The following is a 26208-nucleotide window of genomic DNA, read 5'->3' as shown; positions in this document are numbered from 1 at the left end:
TAGGCCCGACGGAGGAGGTAGAGCAAAGCCTGGAGCCAGAGCCGAGATCACAGAGTTGTTTCAATGAGTTACCTATCAGACCGGGCTCACCTAGAAGGTGTTGAGTGCTCGCTTTCCAACACATTGATTTTTCTCTGTGTACTCTGTGGCTCTGTGGCCAAATGCTCTTTATAGGTTAATGACTTCTCGTACAAACCACTCAGCGCTTGCGCTATCCGCGCTTGGGGCGTGGGCAAGCAGCCACCAAATCTTTTAACTCGGCGATCTCTGCGCTTCTTCGCGTACTCTGCGTCCTGCATTAATGAGCAGGATGAAGCCCTACCTACAAGCTGGAGTCCGGCAACATCATCTGCTGCCAGATCTCTTCCACCATGCGGCGCTCTTCCTCCAGCTTGCTCCGGGGGGCGAGGCCGGGTTGCTCCTGCAGGGTCTGGCGGTGATAGACCGCGCGTAATACCTTGTAAATGCCGCTCAGGTGCTCGGCCGATTGGCCTTTCAGCAGTTGCCGCCGGGCCAGGGTCTCCAGCAGGCGGATGTTGTCGCTCCAGTCGGTCAGCTCCGGGTGTTCATGGGCCCAGCGCAAGACGGCGTATTGAACCATAAATTCAATATCGGTAATACCGCCATGGCCCTGCTTGATGTCGAACCAGTCGGCATCGCTCTTGTCCAGGCTGGCGCGCATCTTCTCGCGCATCTCCACTACCTCCAGGCGCAGTTTTTCCGGGTCACGGGGCTGGGCCAGCACCTCGTGCCGTATCTGCTGGAAGTGGGCAATCAGCAGCGGGTCGCCGGCGATGGCGCGGGCGCGTACCAGGGCCTGGTGTTCCCAGGTCCAGGCGTCCTGCTTCTGATAGGCCTCGAAGCTGTGGATGCCACTGACCAGCAGGCCTGAGTTGCCGTTGGGGCGCAGCCGCATATCGACCTCGTAGAGCTGACCGGCGGGGGTGCGGGTGGTGATGCGGTGCATCATCTTCTGGCCCAGGCGGGCATAGAAGACATCGTTGGGGATGGGCCGCTCGCCATCGGTCTGGGCGTTGTGATCATCGCTGCCGTGCAGAAAGACCAGGTCCAGATCCGAGCCATAGCCCAGCTCGATGCCGCCAAGCTTGCCGTAGCCGATCACGACAAAGCCGCCCTCGCCCTGGGGCAACCTCGGTTTGCCGTGCTTGGGGACGAGGTCGTTCCAGGCCTGTTCCACTACCCGCTGCAGCACCACGCTGGCGATGTCGGTGAGGTAGTCGCTGACCACCATCAGGGGGATGGCACCGGTGACGTCCGCCGCCGCCACCCGCAGCATCTGGCCGTGGGCAAACTGGCGCATGCGGTCCATCTGCTGCTCCATATCGTCTTTTACCGGCTCCAGCAGGTGGGTCAGTTCCTGCTCCAGGTCCTGGCGGTGCAGCGGGCTATAGAGGCGGCGCGGGTCGAGCAGTTCGTCCAGCAGCAGGGGCTGTTGGGTCAGACGGTGGATGATCCACAGGCTCTCCCCGGCCAGGCGCACCAGTTGCGACAGGGCCATGGGGCTTTCCACCAGCAGGGCCAGATAGGCGGTGCGCCGGGCCACCGCCTCCAGCAGGGGCAGCAGGCGGGCGAGCACGGCATCCGGCTCGGCGCTGCGACCGACGGCCTCCAGCAGCAGGGGCATGAGCTGGGCCATGCGCCCCTGACCGCGCTGCCCCTGGGCGCGCATGGCGGTGGATTCGCGCAGGCGCTGTAGCAGTGCCAGGCTGTCCGCAGCCTGGCGGTAACCGGCCTGGGTCAGGGCCTGCAGGGCCTGATCCTCGTCCAGCAGGCCCTTCCAGAGCAGCAGCAGGGGGGTGTCGTCCGGTTCCTCATCCGCCTGGGGGGCGGCGAATACCTGATCGAAGTGCCCCTGTACCCGGCGTCTGTGCTCCTCCAGCTCGGCGTTGAACCCCGCCCACTGGGCATGGCCCATGGCGCGGGCCAGGCGCAGTCGGTTCAGCTCCAGCTGGGTCGGGTCTTCGTCCAGCGGCAGCAGGTGGGTCTGTTCGTCGCGCCAGGCCTGCAGCCGGTTCTCCACCCGGCGCAGGAAGATGTAGGCCTGGGTCAGCTCGCTCACCGCCTTGGGCGGCAGCAGGTCGCGTTCGCCCAGACGCGCCAGCACCTGCTGGATGGGGCGAATCTGCAGATCGGTATCGCGCCCGCCACGGATCAACTGGAAGGCCTGGCCGATGAATTCGATCTCGCGGATGCCGCCGCGGCCCAGCTTGATGTTGGCGTCCATGCCCTTTTTGTGCATCTCCTTGGCAATCAGGCGTTTCATGTCGCGGATGGATTCGATCGCGCCAAAGTCCAGGTAACGGCGATAGACGAAGGGCCTCAGCAGCTCGGCCAGGCGCGCGCCGGCCTGGGCATCACCGCCGATCACCCGTGCCTTGACCATGGCGTAACGCTCCCACTCGCGGGCCTGGGACTGATAGTAATCCTCCAGGAAATCAAAGCTACAGGCCAGGGGACCGGAGTCGCCGAAGGGGCGTAGGCGGGTGTCGGTACGGAATACGAAGCCGTCGAAGGTGCGGTTGTCCAGGGCCTGCACCAGCTTTTGGCACAGGCGGGTGAAGAATTGCTCATTGGCCTGGGGGCGGCGGCCGTCGGTCTGGCCGTTCTCCTCGAAGGCAAAGATCAGGTCGATGTCCGAGGACAGGTTCAGCTCTTGCGCCCCCAGCTTACCCATGGCCAACACCAGCAGTTGCTGGGGCTGGCCGCTGTGCTCACCGATGGGGGTGCCGAACTGGGCGCAGAGCAGGGGGTAGAGACAATCCAGGGCCTGGATGATGCAGGCATCGGCCAGGGCGGATAGATCTTCCAGGGTCTCGGCCAGGGGGGCGCTGCCCGCCAGATCGCGCCAGATGATGCGCAGCATCTCGGACCGGCGAAAGCGGCGCAGGGCGCTGTGCAGCTCGGGCTCTGTGCCTATCCCATCCAGCGCCCGGCGCAGATGCTGCTCCATCTCGCCCTCGGCATAGGCGCGCTCCAGCCGACCCTGATCGAGCAGGTCGCGCAGCAGGGCGGGCTCCCGGCCACAGCCTTGGGCGACAAATTCGCTCGCCTCAAACACCCTCAGCGCCTGCCCCTCCAGCCCGCCTAGGTCATCGGCCAGACCCTTGGAGCGGGCCTGTTCCCGCCAGTGGTTGAGCCGGTGTTCGGCCTGCTGAATCAAAGGGCTGGGGTCTGCGGACATGGGGATAACCGGGAAATCAGTGGATCTCTAGCTTACCCTGGACAGAGGACAGAGGACAGAGGACAGAGGACAGAGGACAGAGGACAGAGGACAGAGGACAGAGGACAGAGGACAGAGGACAGAGGACAGAGGACAGAGGACAGAGGCGCTTCGCGCCAGTTTTACTTAATCTGTCGCGCAGCGACGCAAAAATCTGTCTTCTGTCCTCCGTCTTCTGTCTCCAGATGGAGAATATGGAACGCCCGGTTGGCACGGGATAGAATGGTGCCCATGAAGGCCGACACCCATCCCCTTGCCCCACGCAATTGGCCGCTGTGGCTGGGGCTTGGCCTGCTGCGTCTGGCGGTGCTCCTGCCCTATCCGTTGATCATGGCCCTAGGTGGCCTGCTGGGACGGCTGCTCTACCGGCTGTCCCCGCGCCGGGTGGGTATAGCCCGGATCAACATCGATCTCTGTCTGCCCGCGTGGGGCGAGGCCGAGCGGGCCGCCCTGCTCAAGGCCCATTTCATCTCCACCGGTCAGGGACTGATGGAGCTGGCCATGGCCTGGTGGATGAATCCCCGGCGGCTGATGGCCCTGGTGGAACTGCCGCAAGCGCCGACAGAGCAGGGGCTGATCGCCCAGGCCTTCGCCCCGGGCAGGGGAGTGATCTTTCTCTCCGCTCATTTCAGCAGTCTGGACCTGAGCGCCTATGTGCTGGCGCAGATGGCCCAGGGGCAGGTCATTAGACCCATGTACCGGCCCCATGAGAATCCGGTGATCGAGGGCTTCTTTCAGCGCTGCCGGGGGCGACGCTACGGTCAGCCCCTGCCGCGGGAGGATGTCAAGGGCATGCTGCGCGCCCTCAAGGCCAACCAGGGGGTCTGGTTCGCTCCGGATCAGAACTTCGGTCACAAAAGCAAGGTGTTCGCCCCCTTTTTTGGCCAGGAGGCCGCCTGCAACCCGGCCACCAGTCGCTTTGCCCGCCTCTCCGATGCCGTGGTGCTGCCCTATGTGCTGCTGCGCAAGCCGGACAATCAGGGTTACAGGGTCTGTCTGGGGCCGGTTCTGGAAGACTTTCCCAGCGATGACTCCGTGGCGGATGCCCGTCGCATCAACGCCCGGATCGAGGCCTGGGTGCGCCAGGCCCCGGAGCAATACATCTGGATGCACCGGCGTTTCAAGACCCGGCCCGGCACCGAGCCATCGCCCTATGTTTGAGACACCCGCCATTGGCCGTGGATTTTCCCTGTCCCCTTGGCTAAGATAAGCGGTTTTCACACCCAGTACGCTCAGGCGTGCCCCCCAGGAGAGACGATCCCATGGCCCGTATTACCGTTGAAGACTGCCTAGACAACGTGGACAACCGCTTTGACCTGGTCCTGCTGGCGACCAAGCGCGCCCGGCAGATCGCCAATGGCGTCGATCCCCTGGTGCCGCCAGAGAACGACAAGCCCACGGTGATTGCCCTGCGGGAGATCGCCGAAGGGCTGATCACGCGCCAGATCATCGTCGAGCGGGAGGCCGCCGATGCCGCCGAGGCGGCGCGGGAAGAGGCCGAACTGGCCGCTGCCCTGGCGGTGGAGGTAGAGGTAGAGGTCGATGAGATGCCCCTTGAGCACTAGGAGACCCCAAACCCAGCGGGCTACCAGGCCTGCCTGTGGCTGACCAGGAGGAGACGGACGGACCTCAGCTGGAAGAGGAGGTGGGTCACCGCCTCCTGATCAGTGATCTTTGCGCCTATCTGGACGACTACATGAGCACCGAACAGGTGCGCGAGGTGTATCGCGCCTACCTGTTCAGCGCCGAAGTACATCAAAACCAATCCCGCCTCACCGGCGAACCCTACATCTACCACCCCCTGGCCGTGGCCCGCATCCTGGCCGGTATGCGCATGGATCAGGCCTGCATCATCGCCGCCATACTGCACGACGTCATCGAGGATACCGAGGCAACCAAGGAGATCCTTCAGGTCCAGTTCGGTGACGAGGTGGCCGAGTTGGTGGATGGGGTGAGCAAGCTGACCCTGATGGACTTCCGCTCCCGCGCCGAGGCCCAGGCGGCCAACTTCCGCAAGATGATGCTGGCGGTGGCCAAGGACATTCGGGTGATCATCATCAAGCTGGCCGATCGCCTGCACAACATGCGCACCCTGGGGGTAATGCGGCCGGAGAAGAAGCGGCGTATCGCCAAGGAGACCCTGGAGATCTACGCCCCCATCGCCAACCGCTTTGGCATCAACAGCATGCGTCAGGAGCTGGAGGCACTGGGCTTCAAGGCGCACTGGCCCCGGCGCTATGCGGTGATCAAGGAACACATCCGGCGCAATCGCGGCAACCGCAAGGAGATCCTCAGTCACATCGAACACGCCCTGCGCCTGCGCCTGCAGCAGGAGGGCATAGAGAACGAATCCTACGGCCGGGAGAAGAACCCCTACAGCGTCTATCGCAAGATGCGCGACAAGCACCTGTCCCTGTCGGAACTGGCCGACGTGCTGGCGTTTCGCATCATCGTCGATTCTGTCGATACCTGTTATCGGGTGCTCGGCGTGGTGCATAACCTGTACAAGCCCAAGCCGGGCAGCTTCAAGGACTATATCGCCATCCCCAAGGCCAATGGCTATCAGTCGTTGCACAGCATCCTTATCGGCCCCAGCGGCTTTCCCATCGAGATCCAGATCCGAACCCGCGAGATGCACCAGCTGGCCGAGTGTGGCATCGCCGCCCACTGGATCTACAAGACCCCGCGCAACGGCCGCGACACCCTGCCGCGTGGTGCCTCGGAATGGCTCTCCAGCCTGCTGGAGCTACAGAGCGGGGTGGGTGATTCCATGGAGTTCCTGGAGAACGTCAAGATCGATCTGTTCCCCGACGAGGTCTATGTGTTCACCCCCCAGGGCGATATCCTGGTACTGCCCCGTGGTGCCACGGTGATCGACTTTGCCTATGCGGTGCATTCGCGGGTGGGGGATAGCTGTGTGGCGGCCCGTATCGACCGCCGTCTGACCCCTCTGCGTACCCGTCTGCACAACGGCCAGACGGTGGAGATCATCACCAGCGAGGGGGCCGTGCCCAATCCCGCCTGGCTCAATTTCGTCGCCACCAGCAAGGCCCGTGGCTACATCCGCGCCTACCTGAAGAATATCAAGCAACAGGAGGCCATGGACCTGGGCCGCCGCCTGCTGGACAAGGAGATGCGCGCCTACGGCAGCTGCCTGGAGCAGATCAGCATAGGTGTCATCGAACAGGCCCTGGCGGAGTGGAAGATCGACTCCCTGGACAGCCTGCTGGTGGACATAGCCCTGGGCAACCGCATGCCCCTGCTGGTGGCCCAGCGGCTTACCGGTCAGGCCGGAGGCACCCTGCCCGAGGGCAGCTATCGCGACCACAACAGCGACCCGCTGGTGATCAGGGGCACCGAGGGGGTGGTGGTAAACTACGCCAGGTGCTGTCGGCCCATCCCAGGGGATGCCATCACCGCCGTGTTCAATCCCGGCAAGGGCATGGTGGTGCACCGTCAGGAGTGCCCCAACCTGCATGAGGGCAAGGTGCGGGAGAGCTGGCTGGAGCTGGACTGGGAGGCGGGCATAGACAACGACTTCCCCACCGAGATCCGCGTCGCCGTGGGCAATCAACGCGGCGTGCTGGCCACGGTGGCCGCCTCCATCGCCGAGCTGGGCTCCAACATCGAGAACGTCGCCATCGAGGAGCGCGACGGCCTCACCTCGACCCTGATCCTGATCATCGAGGTGAAAAACCGCAAGCACCTGGCCAACATCATGCGCCGCATCCGCACCATCCCGGACGTGATTCGCATCAGCCGGACGCTTGGCTGAAGCCAAAGAGTGAAGGGTGAAGTTTGAAGTGTGAAAGATGTGGCCTTCGGCCCTTATCTTAAAAAAACCGCCGCAGGCGACCGCACTTCTAACTTCACTCTTCAAACTTCAAACTTTGAATGTGGGAGTTTCCATGAACAAACAGATCATCTCGACCGAACAGGCCCCCCAAGCCATAGGCACCTATTCTCAGGCCGTGCGCGTGGGGGATACGGTCTATCTGTCCGGGCAGATCCCCCTGGTGCCCGCGACCATGCAGATGGTGGAGGGCGGCATGGAGGCGCAGGTGCGGCGGGTGTTCGACAACCTCAGCGCCGTTGCCGAGGCGGCCGGCGGCTCCCTGGCGGACATCGTCAAGCTGAACATCTTTCTCACCGATCTGAGCCACTTCCCTCTGGTCAACCAGGTCATGGCCGAGTACTTTGCGCAGCCCTATCCGGCCCGCGCCGCCGTCGGCGTGGCCTCGCTGCCCAAGGACGCTGGGGTGGAGATGGACGCGGTGATGGTCCTGGGCTGAGCCCTGCGGGCTATTCGCCGTTCAGGGTCACCAGCAGGGAGCGCATCTGCGGCTGGCTGCGGTGCTCATAGAGGAATATACCCTGCCAGCCCCCCAGGGCCAGGTGGCCGTCGCGCACCGGCAGGCACAGGTCCATCTTGGTCAGGATGGAGCGGATGTGCGCCGACATATCGTCCGGCCCCTCCAGGGTGTGGCGGTAACCGGGGTCGGCATCCGGGGCCAGGCGGGAGAGGATCATCTCCAGGTCCCTGCGCACCGTCGGGTCGGCGTTTTCGCACAGCATCAGCGAGGCGCTGGTATGCTGTACAAATACCTGGCACAGCCCCCGGCGCAGACCGCTTTCGGCCACCACCTTGGCCACCGTCTGGGTGATGTTGTAGCTGCCCCGGCCGGAGGTATCGAACACCAGGCCCTGTTGAAAGATCATGTTTGCCCCCTTGTGCATACAACCCCGGCCCAACCGGGATGGAAACTGAGCCATGCCCGCAGCCGACCCACAGCCCCTGCCGCTGACCCATCTCAAGGGCATAGGCCCGAAGACGGTGGAGAAGCTGGCGCGACTGGAGATCCACTCGGTACAGGACATTCTGTTCCATCTGCCCCTGAGATACCAGGACCGTACGCGGCTAACCCCCATTGGCAGCCTGCGCCCCGGTGACCAATCGGTGATCGAAGGCGAGGTGGAGCTGGTTCAGGTCAAGCAGGGGCGGCGGCGCTCCCTGCTGGTGCGCCTGGCCGATGGCAGCGGTGCCCTGTTCCTGCGCTTCTTCCACTTCTCCCCGGCGCAGCAGCACAATCTGGTGCCGGGGGCGCGGTTGCGCTGCTTTGGCGAGGTGCGCCCCGGCCCCGCCAGTCTGGAGATCATCCACCCGGAATACCGCCGGGTACAGCCCGGCCAGATCGAGGCGGTGGAAGAAAGCCTGACCCCCATCTATCCCACCACCGAGGGCATGCACCAGCTCAGCTGGCGCGATCTCACCGACAAGGCCCTGACCCTGCTGGATTCTGGCCAGTTGTGCCTGCCGGAACACCTGCCCCAACCCATCCGCCAGCGCTTTGACCTTCCCAGCCTGGGCGAGGCCCTGGGCTTCATCCACCGGCCCCCGCCGCAGACCCCGCTGGCCCTGTTGGAGGGGGGTGATTTCCCCGCCCGTCGGCGTCTGGTGCTGGAGGAACTGCTGGCCCATCAGCTGTCCCTGCGCCAGCTACGTCAGCACCAGCGCAGCCAGCTGGCACCGGCGCTGGCGGGCGATGGCCGCCTCTGTCAGGGCCTGCTCGCCGGGCTGGCGTTCTCGCTCACCGGCGCGCAGCGGCGGGTCAGTAGCGAGATCGGCCGCGACCTGGCCCAGCCGGTGCCCATGCTGCGCCTGGTGCAGGGGGATGTGGGCTCGGGCAAGACCCTGGTGGCGGCCCTGGCGGCACTGCAGGCGGTGGAGGCCGGTGCCCAGGCGGCGCTGATGGCCCCCACCGAACTGCTGGCGGAGCAGCATCAGCGTAACCTCAGCGGCTGGCTGGGGCCGCTGGGGGTGCGCGTGGGTTACCTCAGCAGTCGCGCCAAGGGAGCGGAGCGCAAGGAGCGGCTGGCGGCCCTGGCCAGCGGCGAGCTGCAGCTGATCATCGGCACCCATGCCCTGTTCCAACAGGAGGTGCGCTTTCACGCCCTGGGCCTGGTGATCGTCGATGAACAGCACCGCTTCGGCGTGCATCAGCGTCTGGCCCTGCACGAAAAGGGCAGCGGGGATGGCCGCGTGCCCCATCAGCTGGTGATGACCGCCACCCCCATCCCGCGCACCCTGGCGATGACCGCCTATGCCGACCTGGACATCTCGGTGATCGACGAGCTGCCGCCGGGGCGTACCCCGGTGAACACCGTCGCCCTGCCCGACAGCCGCCGCGCCGAGGTGATCCAGCGGGTGGAGCGGGCCTGCATGAATGGGCGTCAGGCTTACTGGGTCTGCACCCTGATCGAGGAATCCGAGGCCTTGCAGTGCCAGGCCGCCGAGCAGACCGCCGCCGAGCTGAGCGAGGCCCTGAGCGACTTGCGCATCGGCCTGGTCCATGGCCGCCTCAAGCCGTCGGAAAAGGAGGCGATGATGCTGGCATTCAAGAACGCCGAGCTGGATCTGCTGGTGGCCACCACGGTGATCGAGGTGGGGGTGGATGTGCCCAACGCCAGCCTGATGATCATCGAAAACCCCGAGCGGCTGGGCCTGGCCCAGCTGCACCAGCTGCGCGGCCGGGTCGGCCGTGGCTCGGTGGAGAGCCACTGCCTGCTGCTCTACAAGGCCCCCCTGAGCGAAAACGCCCGCGCCCGCCTTGAGGTGATGCGCGAGACCAACGACGGCTTTCATATCGCCCGCCGCGACCTGGAGCTGCGCGGCCCCGGCGAGGTGCTGGGCTCGCGCCAGACCGGCGCGGTGCGCATGCGCATCGCCGATCTGGTGCAGGACGACGCCCTGGTGCCCCAGGCCCAGCAGCTGGCCGACGAACTGTTGCGCGAGCACCCCCAGGCGGCCCAGCCCCTGATTGCCCGCTGGGTCGGCCAGCGGCTGGATTATGGCCGCGTCTGAGTGCGACAATGATTAAAGCGGACGCAGAGAACGCTAAGAAGCGCAGAGGGCGCAGAGAAGAATGAGGGCCAAAGCCCCTCGCCACTCCGGGGAGATGATTGCACGGATGCAGAACGAAGCAGGAGGCCAGAGTCGAGGGGTTGGTGGAGATGGGTGGCGCTGAATTCTGCTGGCGTCTCGCCTGCACTGGCGGGCCAGCGGCCCGCGCTCCTGAGCAATTTTTTTGCCATTGCGCGTTAATTTGCGTTCATTTGCGGACTGAAATATCTAACAGCAGTGACCAGCTTATCTCCTTTTGCTAGTGCACACTCCAGCCGCAGCGAGCCGCAATGGCATGGCCGTTTGGCTGGCCACATGCTGCCGTCGGCGCCGATGCGGGATTGGCTGGAGGATAGCGGCTCCCTGACCCGGCGCCTGCAGGCCGCCTGTGGGCAGGGCTTTGGCGTGCAGCTGCTGGAGCAGCGCCGCCACCGACCGCTGCCCAGCGAGGCGGCGCGGCTGGCCTTGCACCCCGGGCGGCTGGCGTTGGTGCGCGAGGTCAGACTCAACTGCGGCGATCAGACCTGGGTGTTCGCCCGCAGCCTGATCCCGCTCACCAGCCTGCGCGGCGCGGCGCGGCGGCTGACCCGGCTGGGCAATCGTCCGCTGGGGGCGTTGCTGTTTGCCGACCCCAGCGCCGAGCGCGGTCTGATGGAGTTTGCCCGCCTGCAACCGGGCCAGAGCCTGTACGAAAAGGCCGTGGCCGGACTGGCACAGCGCCCGGAGCGGCTCTGGGGCCGCCGCACCCTGTTCCGCTTTGCCGGCAAGCCCTTGTTGGTGAACGAGGTATTCCTGTCGGAGCTGGAAATCAGGCAAGGGCGGTTAATCCCCTGAGGTGTACGGGTTAAGATACGGGCCGCTATAGACAAACAACCGAGTTTCCACCGGCCGGGGGCTGCCCCTCGGCGTCTTGGTATTGAATCCAGATCCATGACAGAGTTACCACCCATCAAGATCACCCCACCTCGGCCCGGCCGCTGGTCGGCCTATGCCGACCTGATCCGCATCCGGCGGCCGATTGGCATCTATCTGCTGCTCTGGCCGCCGCTCTGGGCCCTGTGGATTGCCTCGGCGGGGCGGCCGGACTGGTCGCTGGTGCTGATCTTTGTGCTCGGTGGGGTGCTGATGCGCTCGGCCGGTTGCGCCATCAACGACTATGCCGACCGTCATATCGACGGTCATGTCAGCCGCACCCGCAGGCGACCCCTGGCCACCGGGGCCATCTCCGCGGGCGAGGCGCTGCTGCTGTTCGCCCTGCTCGCTCTGGCCTCCTTCGGCCTGGTGCTGTTGCTCAACTGGACCACCATCGCCCTGTCCCTGGTGGCCCTGGCCCTGGCGGCGCTCTATCCCTTCATGAAACGCTTTACTCACCTGCCCCAGCTGGTGTTGGGCATGGCCTTTGGCTGGGCCGTGCCCATGGCCTTCACCGCCGTGACCGAGGCGGTGCCAGCCGAGGGCTGGCTGCTCTATGCCGCAGCGGTGATCTGGGCGATGATCTACGATACCCAGTACGCCATGGTGGATCGGGAGGACGATCTGAAGATCGGCGTCAAATCCGCCGCCATCCTGTTCGGGCGGCATGATCGGCTGATCATCGGCCTGCTGCAGCTGCTGATGCTGGGCCTGCTGCTGGCCCTGGGGCTGCGCCTGGGGCTGGGCCTGGCCTATTATCTGGGCCTGCTGGCGGCGAGCGGTTCGGTGCTCTATCAGCAATGGCTGATTCGCGAGCGCCAGCCCAAGCCCTGCTTCGAGGCCTTTTTGCATAACAATTGGTTCGGCATGTTCATCTTTATTGGCCTGTTTCTGGATTATCTCTGATGAAGTCTAAATCCCTGTTGCTGTCTCTCCTGCTCGGTCTTGCTGTCCTCGCCATGGCGCCCCTCGCCCCGGTCCTGGCTGAGTCTGCGGCCGAGCCCCCGGCAGAGGAGCTGAGCTGGGACGCCCTGGTGCCGGAGGACTTCAATCCCGAGGGCCTGTTCGAGAAATACGACCTGGATCAGATGGAGGACAACGACCCCCGCGCCGAGGAGTTCATGCGCGAACTCAAGGCGGTGTGGAAGATCGCCCCGGTGGTGGAGGAACTGGCCGGCAAGCGGGTGAAGATGCCGGGCTTTGTGGTGCCCCTGGAGACCCAGGGGGATGAGGTCAGCAGTTTTTTCCTGGTACCCTATTTTGGTGCCTGCATCCATGTTCCGCCGCCACCGGCCAATCAGATGGTCCACGTCCGCCTGCCGCAAGGGGCCGGGCTTGCCGCCGACAATCTGTACGAGGCGGTGTGGGTGATAGGTCGGCTTTCGATCGAGCGTACCAGCAACGAGCTGGGCGCGGCCGGTTACAGCATGGACGACGCCCAGGTTGAGCCCTATGAAGAAGATTGATGCCCCTGGGTAAAATCTATGTAAAATTACCTGCGTAATCTTGCCGTTGTTCAACCAAAACCAAGTCCCCTGGAGCCTATCCCATGATCAAAATGCCGGATGTCAAGAAACTCGCCAGCCAACTCGGAATCAAGTCGGGCCGCATCAAGAAGGCCGAGCTGATTCGGCTCATCCAAGAGGCGGAAGACAACCCTCAGTGCTTCGGTACCGAACGCATCCAGGACTGTCCCGAGGTCTCCTGCCTCTGGCGGGAAGACTGTAGCGCCGAATTTGCCAAGGCCTGAGCTGCTACCTATCGGCAAGGATCTGCCCAAGGCATTCCCCAGGGGCCGAGTGATACGTGATCTCGGCTGAGCATATTCGGGTGCGGGGACTGGTGCAGGGGGTGGGGTTCAGGCCCCATGTCTGGCACCTGGCCCAAACACAGGGCCTGGCAGGCTGGGTGTGCAACGATGCCGAGGGGGTGCTGATCGAGGTCTGGGGTGGGCCAGAGGCCTTGCAGGTCTTTGCCCAGGCCCTGGAGCAAGAGGCCCCGCCCCTGGCGCGAATCGATTGTATCGAGCGCAACCGGATTGGGCACGACGACCTGAGCGGTGCCACGCCCCCAGCGGGCTTTTCCATCCGCCCCAGCCACAGCGGCGAGGTGCACACCGGCGTGATCGCCGATGCCGCCACCTGCGCTGCCTGTGCCGCCGAGATTCGCGACCCCGCCAATCGCCGCTACCGCTATCCCTTCACCAACTGCACCCACTGCGGCCCGCGCCTGAGCATCGTCCGGCGCATCCCCTACGACCGCGCCAACACCAGCATGGCCGGCTTTCCCCTCTGTCCGGCCTGCCGGGCGGAATACGAGGACCCGGCCGATCGCCGCTTCCACGCCCAGCCCAATGCCTGCCCACAATGCGGCCCCCGGGTCTGGCTGCAGGCCGGGCTGGCGCAACCCGAGCTGCAGGAGGGCGAGGACGCCATCGCCTGCGCCAGCCGCCTGCTCGCCGCGGGCTGGATTCTGGCGATCAAGGGCATAGGCGGCTTTCACCTCGCCTGCGATGCCGCCAACCCCGAGGTGATAGACCGGCTGCGCCAGCGCAAGCGCCGCCAGGGCAAGCCCTTCGCCCTCATGGCGCGTGATCTGGAGGTCATCCGCCGCTATGTCCAGTGCAGCCCGGCCGAGGCTGGGATGCTGAGTTCCGCCGCCGCGCCGGTGCTGCTGCTGGCAGCAGGCGGGCCGGAGCATCTGCCCGACCAGCTCGCCCCCGGCCAGACCAATCTCGGCTTCATGCTCGCCTACAGCCCCCTGCACCAGCTGCTGCTGGCGGATTGGGAGCGGCCGCTGGTGATGACCAGCGCCAATCTCAGCGAAGAGCCCCAGTGCATCGCAAACGCCGAGGCCCTGGATCGGCTCAAGGACCTGGCCGACGCCTTTGTGCTGCACGATCGCCCCATCCTCAACCGGGTGGATGATTCGGTGATGCGCGTTATTGCAGGCCAGCCGCGCCTGCTGCGCCGCGCCCGTGGCTTCGCCCCGGCACCGCTCAACTTACCGCCTGGGTTCGCCGCGCTGCCGCCGGTGCTGGCCATGGGCGGCGAGCTGAAAAACACCTTCTGTCTGCTCAAGGACGGCCAGGCCATCCTCTGCCAGCACCTGGGCGACCTGCACGAGGCCCACACCGCCGAGGAATACCGCCGCACCCTGGAGCTCTATCTGCAGCTCTATCAACACCAGCCCCAGCGCATCGCCATCGACCTGCACCCGGATTACCAGTCCAGCCGCCAGGGCGAGGCCCTGGCCGCTGGCGACAACCTGCCGCTGATCCGGGTGCAGCACCACTTCGCCCACATCGCCAGCGTGCTCGCGGACAACGCCTGGCCCCTGGATGGCCCGAAGGTATTGGGTCTGGCCCTGGACGGTCTGGGCTTGGGGGATGACGGCAGCATCTGGGGGGCGGAATTTCTGCTGGCGGACTACCGTGGCTACCGCCGCCTGGCCCGGCTCAAACCGGCGCGCCTGCCCGGCGGCAATCAGGCCATGCGCGAGCCCTGGCGCAATACCCTGGCCCATCTGGTCGAGCACCTGGGCTGGGCGCGAGTCTGCGCCGACTTCCCCGACCTGGAGCCGATCCAATGGCTCCAGCAGCAGCCCATCGCACTGCTGCTCAACATGCTGGACCGTGGCCTCAACTCGCCGCTGAGCAGCTCCTGTGGTCGCCTGTTCGATGCCGTGGCCGGGGTGCTGGACATCTGTCGCAGTGGGATTTCCTTCGAAGGCGAAGCGGCGATGGCGCTGGAGGCCCTGGCCCGTGAAGATATAACTGACGCAGAGCTCGGCAGGTCGGGCCCCGAAGCGGATCACCAACAGCCAAACTACCCCTTCGCTCTCACCCCCGACTCTGACTCTGGTCTGATTGAACTAGACCCCGCGCCCATGTGGCTGCAACTGCTGCAAGACCTGCAACGGGGCGAGGCCCCGGCCCGCATCGCCGCCCGCTTCCACCTCGGCCTGGCCGATGCCCTGTGCGAACTGGCCCGGCAACTGGCCGCCAGCCAGGGGCTTAACAGCATCGCCCTGTCCGGCGGCGTGATGCAGAACAAGACCCTGTTCGAGGTCCTGGTCCAGCGCCTGGAAGCGGCCGGGTTGCGGGTGCTCAGCCAGCAGCAAGTCCCGGCTAACGACGGCGGCCTGGCCCTGGGTCAGGCGGTGATTGCCGCCGCCCACCCCTAGGGCCATCTGGGCCGCCTTAGTCTGTCAGCAATCCCGCTTCCCGGTAATAGCGCTCGGCCCCCTCGTGCAAGGGCGCGGAGAGGCTGTCGCGAACCATGGCCCGCTTATCCAAGTTGGCAAAGGCCGGGTGCAGCTTGCGGAAGTCGTCGAAGTTCTCGAACACCGCCTTGACCAGCTGATAGATGGTGTCGGCCGGGGTGCGGGTGGAGGAGACAAAGGTGGCACCGACGCCAAAGGTGTTGACGTCCTGCGGATTGCCGCTGTACATGCCGCCGGGGATGACGGCCTTGCGGTAATAGGCGTTGGCCGTTACCAGCTGGTCGATCTCGGCACCGGTGACCGGCACCAGGCGGGTTTCGCAGGAGGTGGTGGCTTCCTTGATGGAGCCGTTGGGGTGACCCACCACATAGACCATGGCGTCGATCTTGTTGTCGCACAGGGCGCGGGCCTGCTCGGCGGCCTTGAGTTCCGAGGCCAGGCTGAAATCGTCCTTGCTCCAGCCCTTGGCCTGCATCACCACCTCCATGGTGCCGCGCTGGCCGGAGCCGGGGTTGCCGATATTCACCCGCTTGCCCTTGAGGTCGTCCAGGGTGTTGATGTTGGCGTCCTTGCGCGCCAGCAGGGTGAAGGGCTCGGCGTGGACCGAAAACACCGCGCGCAACGCCTTGTCCGGCCCCCGCGCGGCGAAGCGGTCGCTGCCGTGATAGGCGTGGTATTGCCAATCGGACTGCACCACGCCCATATCCAGCTCCCCGGCGCGAATGCTGTTGAGGTTATACACGGAGCCGCCGGTGGACTCCACCGAGCAGCGGATGCCATGCTGCTTGCGGCCCTTGTTGACCAGGCGGCAGATGGCCCCGCCGGTGGGGTAATAGACGCCCGTGACGCCGCCGGTGCCTATGGTGATGAAGTTGCTGGCAGAGGCCAGGCCCGGCAGTGCCAGGCACAGGCCCAGGGCCAGAGAGATCAGTGCGCGGGGGATCGGAAGATGGGTTGTACGCATGGGGTTGCTCCTGGGGTGATTGGATCATGGCTTCGGCCACTATCCTAACCCGGCTCAAGCGGAAGCTGAAACCGGATGCGGCCCCAAGACCCTGCCAGGGTAACTACTCGCCGACTCTCATCCCCAAGGAGAGGTGCAAATGCCCCCCTTTACAAAGGGGCTATTCAAATCCCCTCTTTACAAAGGGGGCTACTCAACCCCCCCTTTCACAAAGGGGGGGGCTATTCAAATCTCCCCCCTTTTTCAAAGGGGGGCAGGGGGGATTTCTTCAGCTCCCGCGTAACTATCGGGTTTAGGTGCCCGTAGCGAGCAAGGTGGGAGAACGAGAACAAATTTTCACGATTTTGAGGCGCTAAGTTTCCCTACGCAACGAAAAATCGGGGCCAATGTTTAAAATAATTCTGGGCCGTTCTTCCCACCGGCGCAGTAGGCGCATCCTAAACCCGACAGGCTCCTAGCAGCGCCAAAAGCCCCCTCAATCCCCCTTTTGCAAAGGGGGAGACCAACTCTCTACCACAGTGGTTTCCTCAAAGGGGCGAGGGGCTTGAGGGTCTGAGTAGTTACTCCCGATGATCCACAAACCTCAGCCAATCGGATCGATAGGTCCAGGGCAGGGTGGTGGCAGGTCAGTTTGCGGCGCTGGCTGTCAGGCCTTCCACCCCAGGTCAGGCGGGATTGGACTGCCGCATCCCTTGGTATCTGGCCAGGGCCTGGGTCCGACTGCTGGCGAGATCGATGATCGGCTCGGGCAGGGGGTCGCTGCCCAGCCAGCGGGCCTGATAGCGGCCTTGGGGGTCGAACTTCTTGGCCTGCAGCTGGGGGTTGAAGACGCGGAAATAGGGCGCGGCATCGGCCCCGCAACCGGCGATCCACTGCCAACCCAGGCTGTTGTTGGCCAGATCGGCGTCCACCAGGGTATCCCAGAACCAGCGTGCCCCGGCCTGCCAGGGGATGCCCAGGTTCTTGGTCAGCAATGAGCCCGCCACCATGCGTACCCGGTTGTGCATCCAACCGCTCTGCCACAGCTCGGCCATGCCGGCATCCACCAGGGCGATGCCGGTGCGGCCGTCCTGCCAGCGTCGCAGCCACTCGGCATCCTCCTGCCAGAGGGCATCGAAACGGCCATCCAGAGACTGCAAATCACTATCCGGAAAATGCCACAGCAGGTGGCGGGCGAACTCACGCCAGCCCAGCTGGTTGTACAGACGCTCGGCCGACTGCCCGGGCCGGCCGCCGCCCTCACCGGCCAGCAGCGGCTGCACATTGCCCAGCACCCGCTGCGGGCTGATCTCGCCGAAATGCAGATGGGGCGAGAGGCGGCTGGTACCGGCCCGGTCGGGGCGGTCGCGGTCCTCGGCGTAGTGGTCGATGGGGGCTTGCAAGAACCCCTCCAGCCGTGCCCAGGCGGCACCCTCCCCCGGTTGCCAGTGGTCATGCAGTTTTTCATGCCAGGGTTGGGCATCGAGCAGGCCCAGTTGCTCCAGGCTACAACCCGGAGCAAGGGCCTGATCCAGCGGCAGGGGCCGCAGCCGGGGCGGCAGCGGTGGGCCCAGCGGCAGCGGGGCGCTGTCGGTCAACAGGCGCAGGCGGCGCATGAAGGGGCCATACACCCGGTAGGGCCGTCCCTGTTGATTGAGCAGCTGCCCCGGCGGGCAAAGTACGCCGTCATCCCATGCCTCCAGGGCCAGCCCCTGGGCACTGAGGGCCTCGGCCAGCAGCTGATCCCGCTGCCAGAGTCGGGGCTCGTAGCGGCGGTTCCAGCTGAGGGTGTCTATCCCCAGCTGGGCGCAGAGCCGACTCAGGATAGGGCCTGTCTCTCCATGAAAAAACAGCAGGCAGATACCCTGCCGGGCCAGGCGATCGCGCAGCGCCGCCAGGCTGTGGTGCAGCCACCAGCGGCTGGCCGCGCCGGGCTGCCAGGGGGCCTCTTCCTCGGGGGCGTGGATATAGACCGCCAGTAGCGAGTCGCCGCGTTGACCGATAGCCTCCAGGGCCGGGTTATCGGCCAGGCGCAGGTCACGGCGAAACCAGTGTAGCACGCGCCTGGGGGCGATTGCCGAGGGCGCATCTGGTGATAGGCAGGGGTCAGCCATGGGCAGGTGCCAGTTGCTCGATCAGGCTCAGGGCCAGGGGGATCTGGCCGCCGATGGGGTAGGCACCGCAGGCGCGGATCGGCTCGGCCTGGGCCTCGGCCTGGGCACCGCCCAGACACAGGGGTATGCCGAGCCGGTCGATCAGCTCACTCAGGGCAGAAAGGTCCGGCATTCGGGTGGTGGCGGAGAGCACCACGGCCACCGCGCCGGTGCGCTCCACCACGGGGCCGATCTGCTCCAGGGGCAGGTCCGGCCCCAGGTAGATGACCCGGTAGCCGCGCCCGAGCAGGGCCAGGGCAAACATGAGCAGGCCGATCTCGTGGCGCTCAGCCGGTACGCAGGCCAGCAGTAGGGGTCGGCCCCGGCTGCGCGGGGCCTCATGATGCAGGCGCGAGCCCAGCTTGTTGCGCAGATAGGCGCTGAAGAAATGCTCCTCGGCGATGGCTGCGGGCCGTTGCGGCCAGCGCTCTGCCAGCGCCTGCAGCAGGGGGGTGATCAGCTGCTCACAGACCAGGTCGAAGGGGTATAGGGACAGGGCCTCGTTATACAGGCCGTCCAGTTTCTGCTGGTCAAAGCCACCCAGGCAGTTGAGCAGCCGCCGCCGCAGCACCTGCCAGTGTTCTCTGGGGTGGCTGGGCAGCGCGCCATCCCGGCCTTGCTTGACCTGCTTTGCCGCCTCGCGGATGGGCAGCCCGGCATCCAGCAGGCGCACCACCCGCTTCACCCGTTCCAGGTCCGCCGGGGTGTAGAGCCTGTGCCCCGATGGTGCGCGGCCGGGTTGGAGCAGGCCATAACGGCGCTCCCAGGCGCGCAGGGTGGTGGCGGGGACGCCGCTTAGCTCGGCAATGATGCGAATGGGGAAGTGGTCCATGCCGCTCTTCTGTGGTTTGTGTAAAAAAATATTTGCACAAAATCTAAATTTTGTCTAATAATTTGCTCAAGATCAGATTGCACGAGGTGCCCGATGAACCACAAGCCCAAGATCGGCGTCAGCGCCTGCCTGCTGGGTCAGGCGGTGCGCTACGACGGCGGTCATTGCCGCAATCAGCTGGTGACCGACCGCCTGGCCCGATTCGCCGAGCTTGAGGCCTTCTGCCCGGAAACCGGCATCGGCCTGCCGGTGCCCCGACCGACCCTCCATCTGCGGCGGCGGCAGGGACAGATACGCCTGGTGCAGACGCGGGATGCGGCGCAGGATTATACCGAGCAGATGCAGGAGTTTGCCCGGCTTCAGCGGTCCCGGCTGGTGCAACTGGATGGCTTTATCCTGAAGAAGTCCTCGCCCAGCTGTGGCCTGGAGCGCCTCTCGGTGGAGGACGCCGAGACCGGCCACAAGGTCCGCGAGGGCACCGGCCTGTTTGCCCGATTTCTCCAGCAGAACCTGCCCCTGCTGCCGCTGGAAGAGGAAGGTCGGCTCAACGACCCGCATCTGCGAGATGGCTTCTTTGAGCGGGTATTTGCCCACCATCGCTGGCGAAGCATGGCCGATATACAGAGTGACAAGGCCGCCCTGGAGCGGTTTCACGCCAGCCACAAGCTCCAGCTGATGGCCCGCGGCGATAGCTATTACCGCGAGCTGGGCCAACTGGTGGCCGACCCTGACCGCAACGACCAGGCCGAGCGGGCGGGGCGTTATTTCCAGCGCTTCATGCAGGTGATGACCCTGACCCCAAGCCGTGGCCGCATGGTCAATGTATTGCAGCATGTCATGGGCTTCTTCAAGCAGCAACTGGACGCGGAAGACAAGCGTGAGCTGCTGGAGCTGTTCGAGGCCTATCGCGAGCAGCGGGTGTCGCTCCAGGCCCCCCTCACCCTGTTGCGCCATCACCTGCGCCGCCACCCCCATGAGTGGCTGGCGGAGCAGCATTTGTTTGCCCCCTATCCCGATCATCTGGCACCCCAGGGGCCGATCTGAATCCCAGGAGCACCCATCATGAGCGAACCCCGACTGACCCAGCACAGCCTGGCCCACCTGGCCTTTCGCGCCGATTGGCGCAGCGAGCAGGGCCGACACAGTGAGATCTGGCATGTACCCAAATTCAACGTCTGGCGGGATCTGGACCTGCTGCCGCCGGAACTGCAACAGGGCCTGAGAGAGCAGCCCCAAGGCAGCCGCGCCAGTACCCGGCTCGATCTGGCCAAATGCGAGCAACTCGGCGATTGGCAGACGCGCAAGCCAATGCGCATCAAGGCCGATCGGTTCCACGGCCGTCGCCTGGATGGCAGTCGGTTGGAGCCACAAATCGGCCGTTTCTATCCCAAGGGGATGATCGCCGGGGTGAGCGATATCTTCCGTGGCAACATGCAGCCCATGCGCGTGCTCGATACCGACCCGGATGGCCTGGAGGTGGACCTCAGCCACCCCATGGCCCGCTACAATGCCAGGATTCAGGCCGAGATTATCGACCTCCAGCCGACCGGCGACGAGCACGGTGGCCGCTGCAATGAGGTGATCAACGACATGCTGCTCGGCCCGGGCATGCAGGTGCGCTCAAGCCAGGGGCCGACCCGGTTTCTCAGCAAGGATGCCCTGCGCCGGGTGGACTACAACGCCGATGGCATCTTCTATAGCCTGTCGCGCATGGTGCAGCACCTGGACCGGCGCTGCCTGAGGGAGCTGGAGGGGCAGTACCGGCAGCTGCTTGGCGGACGCCAGCGGGTACTCGACCTGATGGCCAGCTGGGACTCCCATCTGCCGCCGGAGATGGAGTTCGAGCAGGTCACCGGTCTGGGCATGAACGCGGAAGAGCTGGACGCCAACCCGCGTCTGGACCGCTGTCTGCGGCAGGACCTCAACCGCAAGCCGGTGCTGCCTTTCACCGACGCCAGCTTCGATGCCGTGATCTGTAGCGCCTCGGTGGAATACCTGACCGACCCCTTGCAGGTATTTGCCGAGGTGCACCGGGTGCTCAGCCCCGGCGGTATCTGCGTCGTCAGCTTCTCCAACCGCTGGTTCCCCACCAAGAGCATTGCCCTGTGGAGCGACCTGCACGAGTTCGAGCGCATGGGACTGGTCTCCGAGTATTTCCTCGAAAACGACTTCGCAGATCTGCACAGCCTCTCCCTGCGCGGCCTGCCACGGCCCGAGGACGACCCCCACTACGGCAAGTCGGCCTTCGCCGACCCGCTCTATCTGGTCTGGGCCTACCGTCAGGCTTGATGCCCGATAGCAGAAAGGTCGCGAACAACCCTGCAAACTCGCCGGAGGATACCCCATGTTCAAGTCGATAATCACACTGCTTGCCCTCGCCGGGTTGCTCGGGGCGGTACAGGCGTCCGAGAAAGCCCCCGTCTGCCACACCGGGGCCGATTACGAGCACCACCGCCTCGACAGCGACCAGGTCGACAACCTCTGCCAGCAGTTCCGCGACAAGGTGGTGCTGGTAGTCAACACCGCCAGCCGCTGCGGCTTCACCGATCAGTACGATGACCTGGAGAAACTCTATGCCCGTTACCGCGAGCGCGGCCTGCTGGTGGTGGGGTTCCCCTCCAATGATTTCGCCAACCAGGAGCCCGGCGACGAGAAGAGCATCAAGGCCTTCTGTCGCCTGACCTACGGGGTGGAGTTCCCCATGTACGGCAAGACCTCGGTCAAGGCCGGCAAGGCCCACCCCTTCTGCCGCGCCCTCGGTGAGGCCTCCGGCGAGACACCCAGATGGAACTTCCACAAATACCTGCTCGATCGTCAGGGACGCCTGGTCGGCAGCTGGCAAAGCCGTGAAGAACCCCTGGGCAAGACCATCACCCGGGCCATCGAGGCCGCCCTTTGACCTTGGCGGACTATCGGAGGTAGTTGCCATGCACTCATCCCTTCGCCTGCGCGGCCTGATCCGACTTCAGGTGCAGATCAATCCGGACACCAGCTGCTGGGAGTGGCAGGGGCAGATCGCCAACAGTGGCCACGGCCGCATGATGATCAGCGACGCCCAGGGTCGGCGCACGGTCAGTGCCGCACAGGCCAGCTTCATCGCCCACCACGAGGAACTCCCGCCGGGCGTACGGGTGCGACAGACCTGCGGCAACCGCCTCTGCGTCAACCCGGATCACCTTCAGGCCGAGTACGATCAGAGCCCTCAGGCTGAGGTTCTGCAATGAACGGCGTCGATCCCTACGGCTACCTGCAACAGGTGAGTGGCCAGCTGGAGCGACTCGACCAGGATCAGTTGAATAGGGTGCTGGATGAGCTGGAATACCTCTACGAGGTGATCCCCCCCGAATTGCAGGAACTGGCCGATGGGCTCATGCAGCGGGTCCGCCAACGGCTCGGGCTCTGATGCTTGCCCCCGGCGAGACACGCTGTTACGCCATCCGCAGGGTCAACCCCTTTCTCGGGGTGTTGCAGGTGATCGAGGCTGACCAGGGCCGGGCCATCAGCTCCAACGGCGTGGTCTGGGACCTGCAGGTGCACATCAGCATGAGCGGCGGATGGGGGTCTCTGAATCGGGAATCCAACAGCAGCGGTTTTTGCCGCTACGGCCTCTGGTCCGAGGAGGAGGGCTTGGTCAAGCGCCCGCTGGCCCCCGATTTCGACGACGGCGAACTCACCCGCATCGGCGATGCACTGATGGAGCGGGTGGCCGAAGACGCCCGACAGATCCCCTTCGCCCTGGCCGACAGCCTGGAGCTGTGGCTGCTCGACCCCGAAGGCCGCCCACTGGCCCTGCTCGACAGCCGCCTGCCCGGCAGCGCCAGACCCTCGCCCGAACCGCGTCGCTGGCAATGCACCCTGGGCGGCGAGGGCCTGCCCAGCCAGCGCCGCTATCCCCAGGCCGCGCCGGTGGAGAGCCAGGTCAAGCGCCGGGCCGGCTTCAACATCCACAAGCACTGGGTGGAGCGCCAAAGCGATGGCAGCGGCCTGATCCGCGAGCACGACGAGGAACTCTCCGCCGAGGCCTTTCCCGCCCTGCTGCTGACCCCTCACTGGCCCGATGCGGAGCACACCAGGCTGGTGCAGGACTACTTCGCCTGGGTCGCCCCCAGCCTGCTGACCCTGCAGGGCTTGAGCGAAACCCAGCGCGACTGGCTGGAGCATCAACTGCACATCCAGGCCCAGTCGCTGGAGCACCACTGGCGTCTCTACCCCGAGATCCTCAACCCCGAACAACTCAATGCCGCCCGGGTGCAAAACCGGCTGCAACAGAGTTTGGAATAGATCGGGACGCAGAGAACGCAAAGGAGCGCAGAGATATTGATGGTTATGCTCTTCAACTCTGCGTACTCTGCGCTTCTCGGCGAACTTTGCGTCCTCTTGAGTGAACGGAGTAAACAGCGATGACCGAACTCGGCCATGTCGTCTTCTACGTGCGCAACCTGGCGCGTGCTCAGAAGTTCTATCAGAACATCGTTGGCCTGCAGAAGGTCGGCAAGCTGTTCAGGGGCAAGGCCCTGCTGCTCAGCGGTGGCCGCACCCACCACGAACTGCTGCTGATCGAGGTCGGCGAATCAGCGCAGGGGCTGCCGCAGGGCAGGCGCATCGGGCTTTATCATGTCGGCTGGAAGGTAGGCGACAGTCTGGAGCAGTTGCGCCAGGCGAAACAACGTATAGAGCGCGAGGGCGCGCAGATTGACGGCATGGCCGATCACGGCATCACCTACAGCCTCTACCTGCACGACCCTGATGGCAACGAGGTGGAACTCTACGTCGACAAGCCCGAGTTCGACTGGCGCAGGGACGACTCCTGGCTGCAGATGCCGGTGCGTCCGCTGGAGCTGTGAGCGCTGGAGGTCCGCGTGCGCATGCCATAGACTCTTGCCCATGCAAGCGATCATCGAACAGATCCGCCAGCACAGCGGACGACCCTTTACCCCCGATCAGAGCCGTCATCTTGGTGGCGGCTGCATCAACGATGCCCTGATGCTGAGCCAGGGCGATCAGCACTGGTTCGTCAAGCTCAACCGGGCCGACCGGCTCGAGATGTTCGAGGCCGAGGCGGCAGGCCTGCACGCCCTGGCCGATACCGGGGCGATCCGCGTGCCCCGGCCGCTCTGTAGCGGCATTGACGCCGGGCAGAGTTTCATCGTCCTGGAATACATCGATCTGGGCGGGCGAGGAGATGGTGCCGAGGCCGGCCGCCAGTTGGCCCGGCTGCATGGCTGCCAGGCCGAGCGCTTTGGCTGGTGGCGCGACAACCACATCGGCTCCACCCCGCAGGCCAATGCCTGGTGTGACCAGTGGATCGACTTCTGGCGCGAGCGGCGGCTCGGTCCCCAGCTGAAGCTGCTGCAACGCAAGGGCCTGCTCGCGGCGCGGCCACTGGCGCGGGCGGAGCAGTTACTGGAGCGTTTTCCGGCCTTGATCGACCACCGCCCGGCACCCTCCCTGCTGCACGGTGACCTCTGGGGCGGTAATCTGGGCTATGACCGACAGGGGATGCCGGTGATTTACGACCCGGCGGTGTATTACGGCGACCGCGAGGCGGAGATTGCCATGACCGAGCTGTTCGGCGGCCTCGGGCGCGACTTCTACACCGCCTATAACCAGGTCTGGCCGCTGGATGCGGGCTACAAGACCCGCAAGACCCTGTACAACCTCTACCACATCCTCAACCACGCCAACCTGTTCGGCGGCAGCTACCTGGGCCAGGCCCAATCGATGATCGAGTCGCTGTTGGCAGATTGTTGAAGACTGAGCCCGCCCATGGAGGCAAAGGCTTTCGGCAACCATTTCAGGTTATGCCGCTCAGCCCTTGGTCTGCATGCTGTTGGTAAGTATTCCAGCTCGCCCAGGATTGACCGCTCAACGCCCTGAATAGACGTTGATTCGCGTTTATGGGCGAACCCTTCTCTAACCGCCGTGGTATTGAGGGCTCAGCTCGTGTACCGCCTGAATGAAGGCCCCGGCGTGGTCCGGGTCGATGCCGGGATGGATGCCGTGGCCGAGGTTGAAAACATGGCCTGCACCGGGGCCGAAGCCCGCCAGCACCGAGGCAACCTCCTCGCGGATGCGTTCGGGCGAGGCGTAGAGGATGCAGGGGTCCATGTTGCCCTGCAGGGCGACGCGGTCACCGACGCGGGCGCGCGCCTCGCCGATATCGCTGGTCCAGTCCAGGCCGAGGGCGTCGGCACCGGCGTCGGCCATCAGCTCCAGCCATTCGCCGCCGCCCTTGGTGAACAGGATTACCGGCACCGCTCGGCCCTCGCTCTCGCGGGTCAGGCCGGCGATGATGCGCTCCATGTAGGTCAGGGAGAAGTTGCGGTAGTCGCGCGGGCTGAGCACCCCGCCCCAGGTGTCGAACAGCATCACCGCCTGGGCACCGGCGGCAATCTGGCCGTTGAGGTAGTCGATCACCGCGCTGGCGACCTTGGCCAGGAGTTCATGCATCAGATCCGGGCGGTCGAACATCATGCCCTTGACCTTGGCGAAGTTCTTGCTGGAACCGCCCTCGACCATGTAGGTGGCCAGGGTCCAGGGGCTGCCGGAGAAGCCGATCAGGGGTACGCTGCCGGCCAGCTCGCGGCGGATGGTGCGTACCGCGTCCATCACATAGCCCAGCTCGCTTTCTATCTCGGGGATTGGCAGTCGCTTTACCGCGGCTTCATCCTGGATCGGGCGCTTGAAGCGGGGGCCTTCGCCCTCTTCAAAATACAGCCCCAGGCCCATGGCATCAGGCACGGTGAGTATATCGGAGAAGAGGATGGCGGCATCCAGCGGGTAGCGCCGCAGCGGCTGCAGGGTGACCTCGCAGGCCAGCTCGGGGTTTTTGCACAGATCGAGGAAGCTGCCGGCCTTCTCCCGGGTAGCGCGGTATTCGGGCAGATAACGCCCGGCCTGGCGCATCATCCACACCGGGGTGACATCGACGGGCTGGCGCAGCAGGGCGCGCAGAAAACGATCATTTTTCAATTCAGACACAGACATTCCTAACCCGGCCAA

Annotated in this window: 24 protein-coding genes; 18 read left to right on the top strand and 6 right to left on the bottom strand. The window is 65.0% G+C overall.

Annotated features, from left to right (window positions below):
- Positions 1-322: 322 nt before the first annotated feature.
- On the bottom strand, positions 323-3202 hold the full coding sequence (gene glnE, locus D5125_06885; GenBank protein QFY89227.1) for a bifunctional [glutamate--ammonia ligase]-adenylyl-L-tyrosine phosphorylase/[glutamate--ammonia-ligase] adenylyltransferase: 2880 nt from the start codon (positions 3200-3202) through the stop codon (positions 323-325).
- A 261-nt stretch (positions 3203-3463) separates the two neighbouring features.
- Here glnE and D5125_06880 point away from each other — a divergent pair, with 261 nt between their 5' ends.
- The 4 genes from D5125_06880 (at position 3464) to D5125_06865 (ending at position 7533) form a co-directional block, all read left to right on the top strand.
- Positions 3464-4402, top strand: coding sequence for a lipid A biosynthesis lauroyl acyltransferase (locus D5125_06880; GenBank protein ID QFY89226.1), 939 nt, complete (start codon positions 3464-3466; stop codon positions 4400-4402).
- 101 nt (positions 4403-4503) lie between these two features.
- Positions 4504-4806, top strand: a complete 303-nt coding sequence (rpoZ, locus tag D5125_06875) for a DNA-directed RNA polymerase subunit omega (GenBank protein QFY89225.1) — start codon at positions 4504-4506, stop codon at positions 4804-4806.
- Between the two features lie 131 nt (positions 4807-4937).
- Entirely contained in the window at positions 4938-7016 is a 2079-nt protein-coding gene (locus D5125_06870) for a RelA/SpoT family protein (protein ID QFY91079.1), read from the top strand.
- Between the two features lie 133 nt (positions 7017-7149).
- Positions 7150-7533 carry a RidA family protein gene (locus D5125_06865; protein QFY89224.1) on the top strand — a complete coding sequence of 128 codons (384 nt, stop codon included), beginning with the start codon at positions 7150-7152 and terminating at the stop codon, positions 7531-7533.
- Positions 7534-7543: 10 nt separating this feature from the next.
- Here the strand turns inward: D5125_06865 and D5125_06860 are convergent, their stop codons facing one another.
- Entirely contained in the window at positions 7544-7960 is a 417-nt protein-coding gene (locus D5125_06860; protein QFY89223.1) for a YjbQ family protein, read from the bottom strand.
- 52 nt (positions 7961-8012) lie between these two features.
- On the opposite strand from D5125_06860, the gene recG reads away from it, so the two are divergent.
- From recG to hypF, 6 genes are all read left to right on the top strand, one after another.
- Complete coding sequence (gene recG, locus D5125_06855) at positions 8013-10103, top strand: ATP-dependent DNA helicase RecG (protein QFY89222.1); 2091 nt, start codon at positions 8013-8015, stop codon at positions 10101-10103.
- A 354-nt stretch (positions 10104-10457) separates the two neighbouring features.
- Entirely contained in the window at positions 10458-10976 is a 519-nt protein-coding gene (locus D5125_06850; protein ID QFY89221.1) for a chorismate lyase, read from the top strand.
- A 96-nt stretch (positions 10977-11072) separates the two neighbouring features.
- Entirely contained in the window at positions 11073-11960 is an 888-nt protein-coding gene (ubiA, locus tag D5125_06845) for a 4-hydroxybenzoate octaprenyltransferase (protein ID QFY89220.1), read from the top strand.
- Entirely contained in the window at positions 11960-12520 is a 561-nt protein-coding gene (locus D5125_06840) for a DUF3299 domain-containing protein (GenBank protein ID QFY89219.1), read from the top strand. Before ubiA ends, D5125_06840 begins: the two co-directional genes overlap by 1 nt.
- Before the next feature lie 86 nt (positions 12521-12606).
- Complete coding sequence (locus D5125_06835) at positions 12607-12804, top strand: SAP domain-containing protein (GenBank protein ID QFY91078.1); 198 nt, start codon at positions 12607-12609, stop codon at positions 12802-12804.
- Positions 12805-12863: 59 nt separating this feature from the next.
- The gene (gene hypF, locus D5125_06830; GenBank protein QFY91077.1) at positions 12864-15239 is read left to right on the top strand and encodes a carbamoyltransferase HypF; all 2376 of its coding nucleotides are present in this window, start codon (positions 12864-12866) and stop codon (positions 15237-15239) included.
- A gap of 16 nt (positions 15240-15255) precedes the next feature.
- Here the strand turns inward: hypF and D5125_06825 are convergent, their stop codons facing one another.
- The 3 genes from D5125_06825 to D5125_06815 form a co-directional block, all read right to left on the bottom strand.
- Positions 15256-16242: a TAXI family TRAP transporter solute-binding subunit gene (locus D5125_06825; protein QFY89218.1), complete on the bottom strand. Its 987-nt coding sequence runs from the start codon at positions 16240-16242 to the stop codon at positions 15256-15258.
- A 665-nt stretch (positions 16243-16907) separates the two neighbouring features.
- Positions 16908-18335, bottom strand: a complete 1428-nt coding sequence (locus D5125_06820; GenBank protein QFY89217.1) for a deoxyribodipyrimidine photo-lyase — start codon at positions 18333-18335, stop codon at positions 16908-16910.
- Positions 18328-19206, bottom strand: a complete 879-nt coding sequence (locus D5125_06815) for a MerR family transcriptional regulator (protein QFY89216.1) — start codon at positions 19204-19206, stop codon at positions 18328-18330. Before D5125_06815 ends, D5125_06820 begins: the two co-directional genes overlap by 8 nt.
- Before the next feature lie 93 nt (positions 19207-19299).
- Here D5125_06815 and D5125_06810 point away from each other — a divergent pair, with 93 nt between their 5' ends.
- The 8 genes from D5125_06810 to D5125_06775 all read left to right on the top strand — a co-directional run bounded on the left by D5125_06810 (position 19300) and on the right by D5125_06775 (position 24957).
- The gene (locus D5125_06810) at positions 19300-20250 is read left to right on the top strand and encodes a DUF523 and DUF1722 domain-containing protein (protein QFY89215.1); all 951 of its coding nucleotides are present in this window, start codon (positions 19300-19302) and stop codon (positions 20248-20250) included.
- Between the two features lie 18 nt (positions 20251-20268).
- Positions 20269-21495: a methyltransferase domain-containing protein gene (locus D5125_06805; GenBank protein QFY89214.1), complete on the top strand. Its 1227-nt coding sequence runs from the start codon at positions 20269-20271 to the stop codon at positions 21493-21495.
- Between the two features lie 55 nt (positions 21496-21550).
- Entirely contained in the window at positions 21551-22105 is a 555-nt protein-coding gene (locus D5125_06800) for a glutathione peroxidase (protein ID QFY89213.1), read from the top strand.
- Positions 22106-22133: 28 nt separating this feature from the next.
- Positions 22134-22430 carry a hypothetical protein gene (locus D5125_06795; GenBank protein QFY89212.1) on the top strand — a complete coding sequence of 99 codons (297 nt, stop codon included), beginning with the start codon at positions 22134-22136 and terminating at the stop codon, positions 22428-22430.
- Positions 22427-22609 (top strand): transposase domain-containing protein, encoded by a 183-nt coding sequence (locus tag D5125_06790; protein ID QFY89211.1) that lies wholly within the window; start codon positions 22427-22429, stop codon positions 22607-22609. Before D5125_06795 ends, D5125_06790 begins: the two co-directional genes overlap by 4 nt.
- Entirely contained in the window at positions 22609-23487 is an 879-nt protein-coding gene (locus D5125_06785; protein ID QFY89210.1) for a hypothetical protein, read from the top strand. The genes D5125_06790 and D5125_06785 overlap by 1 nt, the downstream gene beginning before the upstream one ends.
- Positions 23488-23606: 119 nt before the next feature.
- Positions 23607-24050: a VOC family protein gene (locus D5125_06780; GenBank protein ID QFY89209.1), complete on the top strand. Its 444-nt coding sequence runs from the start codon at positions 23607-23609 to the stop codon at positions 24048-24050.
- Between the two features lie 40 nt (positions 24051-24090).
- Positions 24091-24957, top strand: coding sequence for a fructosamine kinase family protein (locus tag D5125_06775; GenBank protein QFY89208.1), 867 nt, complete (start codon positions 24091-24093; stop codon positions 24955-24957).
- Between the two features lie 162 nt (positions 24958-25119).
- On the opposite strand, the gene hemE is transcribed toward D5125_06775, so the two are convergent.
- Positions 25120-26187, bottom strand: coding sequence for a uroporphyrinogen decarboxylase (gene hemE, locus D5125_06770; GenBank protein QFY89207.1), 1068 nt, complete (start codon positions 26185-26187; stop codon positions 25120-25122).
- Positions 26188-26208 lie beyond the last annotated feature (21 nt).

The sequence above is a fragment of the gamma proteobacterium SS-5 genome (genome assembly GCA_009497875.2).
GTDB classification, from domain to species: Bacteria; Pseudomonadota; Gammaproteobacteria; order Chromatiales; family Chromatiaceae; genus Magnetovirga; species Magnetovirga frankeli.
The sequence above is the reverse complement of the archived record's forward strand: the minus strand, read 5'-3'. Positions and strand labels throughout refer to the sequence as shown.

Coding starts and splice junctions, on each gene's coding strand:
- D5125_06865 (QFY89224.1), top strand. CDS start 7,150: ATGAACAAACAGATCATCTCGACCGAACAGGCCCCCCAAGCCATAGGC.
- D5125_06825 (QFY89218.1), bottom strand. CDS start 16,242: ATGCGTACAACCCATCTTCCGATCCCCCGCGCACTGATCTCTCTGGCC.
- rpoZ (QFY89225.1), top strand. CDS start 4,504: ATGGCCCGTATTACCGTTGAAGACTGCCTAGACAACGTGGACAACCGC.
- D5125_06795 (QFY89212.1), top strand. CDS start 22,134: ATGCACTCATCCCTTCGCCTGCGCGGCCTGATCCGACTTCAGGTGCAG.
- D5125_06775 (QFY89208.1), top strand. CDS start 24,091: ATGCAAGCGATCATCGAACAGATCCGCCAGCACAGCGGACGACCCTTT.
- D5125_06800 (QFY89213.1), top strand. CDS start 21,551: ATGTTCAAGTCGATAATCACACTGCTTGCCCTCGCCGGGTTGCTCGGG.
- D5125_06860 (QFY89223.1), bottom strand. CDS start 7,960: ATGATCTTTCAACAGGGCCTGGTGTTCGATACCTCCGGCCGGGGCAGC.
- D5125_06790 (QFY89211.1), top strand. CDS start 22,427: ATGAACGGCGTCGATCCCTACGGCTACCTGCAACAGGTGAGTGGCCAG.
- D5125_06785 (QFY89210.1), top strand. CDS start 22,609: ATGCTTGCCCCCGGCGAGACACGCTGTTACGCCATCCGCAGGGTCAAC.
- D5125_06810 (QFY89215.1), top strand. CDS start 19,300: ATGAACCACAAGCCCAAGATCGGCGTCAGCGCCTGCCTGCTGGGTCAG.
- D5125_06815 (QFY89216.1), bottom strand. CDS start 19,206: ATGGACCACTTCCCCATTCGCATCATTGCCGAGCTAAGCGGCGTCCCC.
- D5125_06870 (QFY91079.1), top strand. CDS start 4,938: ATGAGCACCGAACAGGTGCGCGAGGTGTATCGCGCCTACCTGTTCAGC.
- D5125_06820 (QFY89217.1), bottom strand. CDS start 18,335: ATGGCTGACCCCTGCCTATCACCAGATGCGCCCTCGGCAATCGCCCCC.
- D5125_06880 (QFY89226.1), top strand. CDS start 3,464: ATGGTGCCCATGAAGGCCGACACCCATCCCCTTGCCCCACGCAATTGG.
- glnE (QFY89227.1), bottom strand. CDS start 3,202: ATGTCCGCAGACCCCAGCCCTTTGATTCAGCAGGCCGAACACCGGCTC.
- D5125_06840 (QFY89219.1), top strand. CDS start 11,960: ATGAAGTCTAAATCCCTGTTGCTGTCTCTCCTGCTCGGTCTTGCTGTC.
- D5125_06780 (QFY89209.1), top strand. CDS start 23,607: ATGACCGAACTCGGCCATGTCGTCTTCTACGTGCGCAACCTGGCGCGT.
- D5125_06850 (QFY89221.1), top strand. CDS start 10,458: ATGCTGCCGTCGGCGCCGATGCGGGATTGGCTGGAGGATAGCGGCTCC.
- recG (QFY89222.1), top strand. CDS start 8,013: ATGCCCGCAGCCGACCCACAGCCCCTGCCGCTGACCCATCTCAAGGGC.
- D5125_06805 (QFY89214.1), top strand. CDS start 20,269: ATGAGCGAACCCCGACTGACCCAGCACAGCCTGGCCCACCTGGCCTTT.
- ubiA (QFY89220.1), top strand. CDS start 11,073: ATGACAGAGTTACCACCCATCAAGATCACCCCACCTCGGCCCGGCCGC.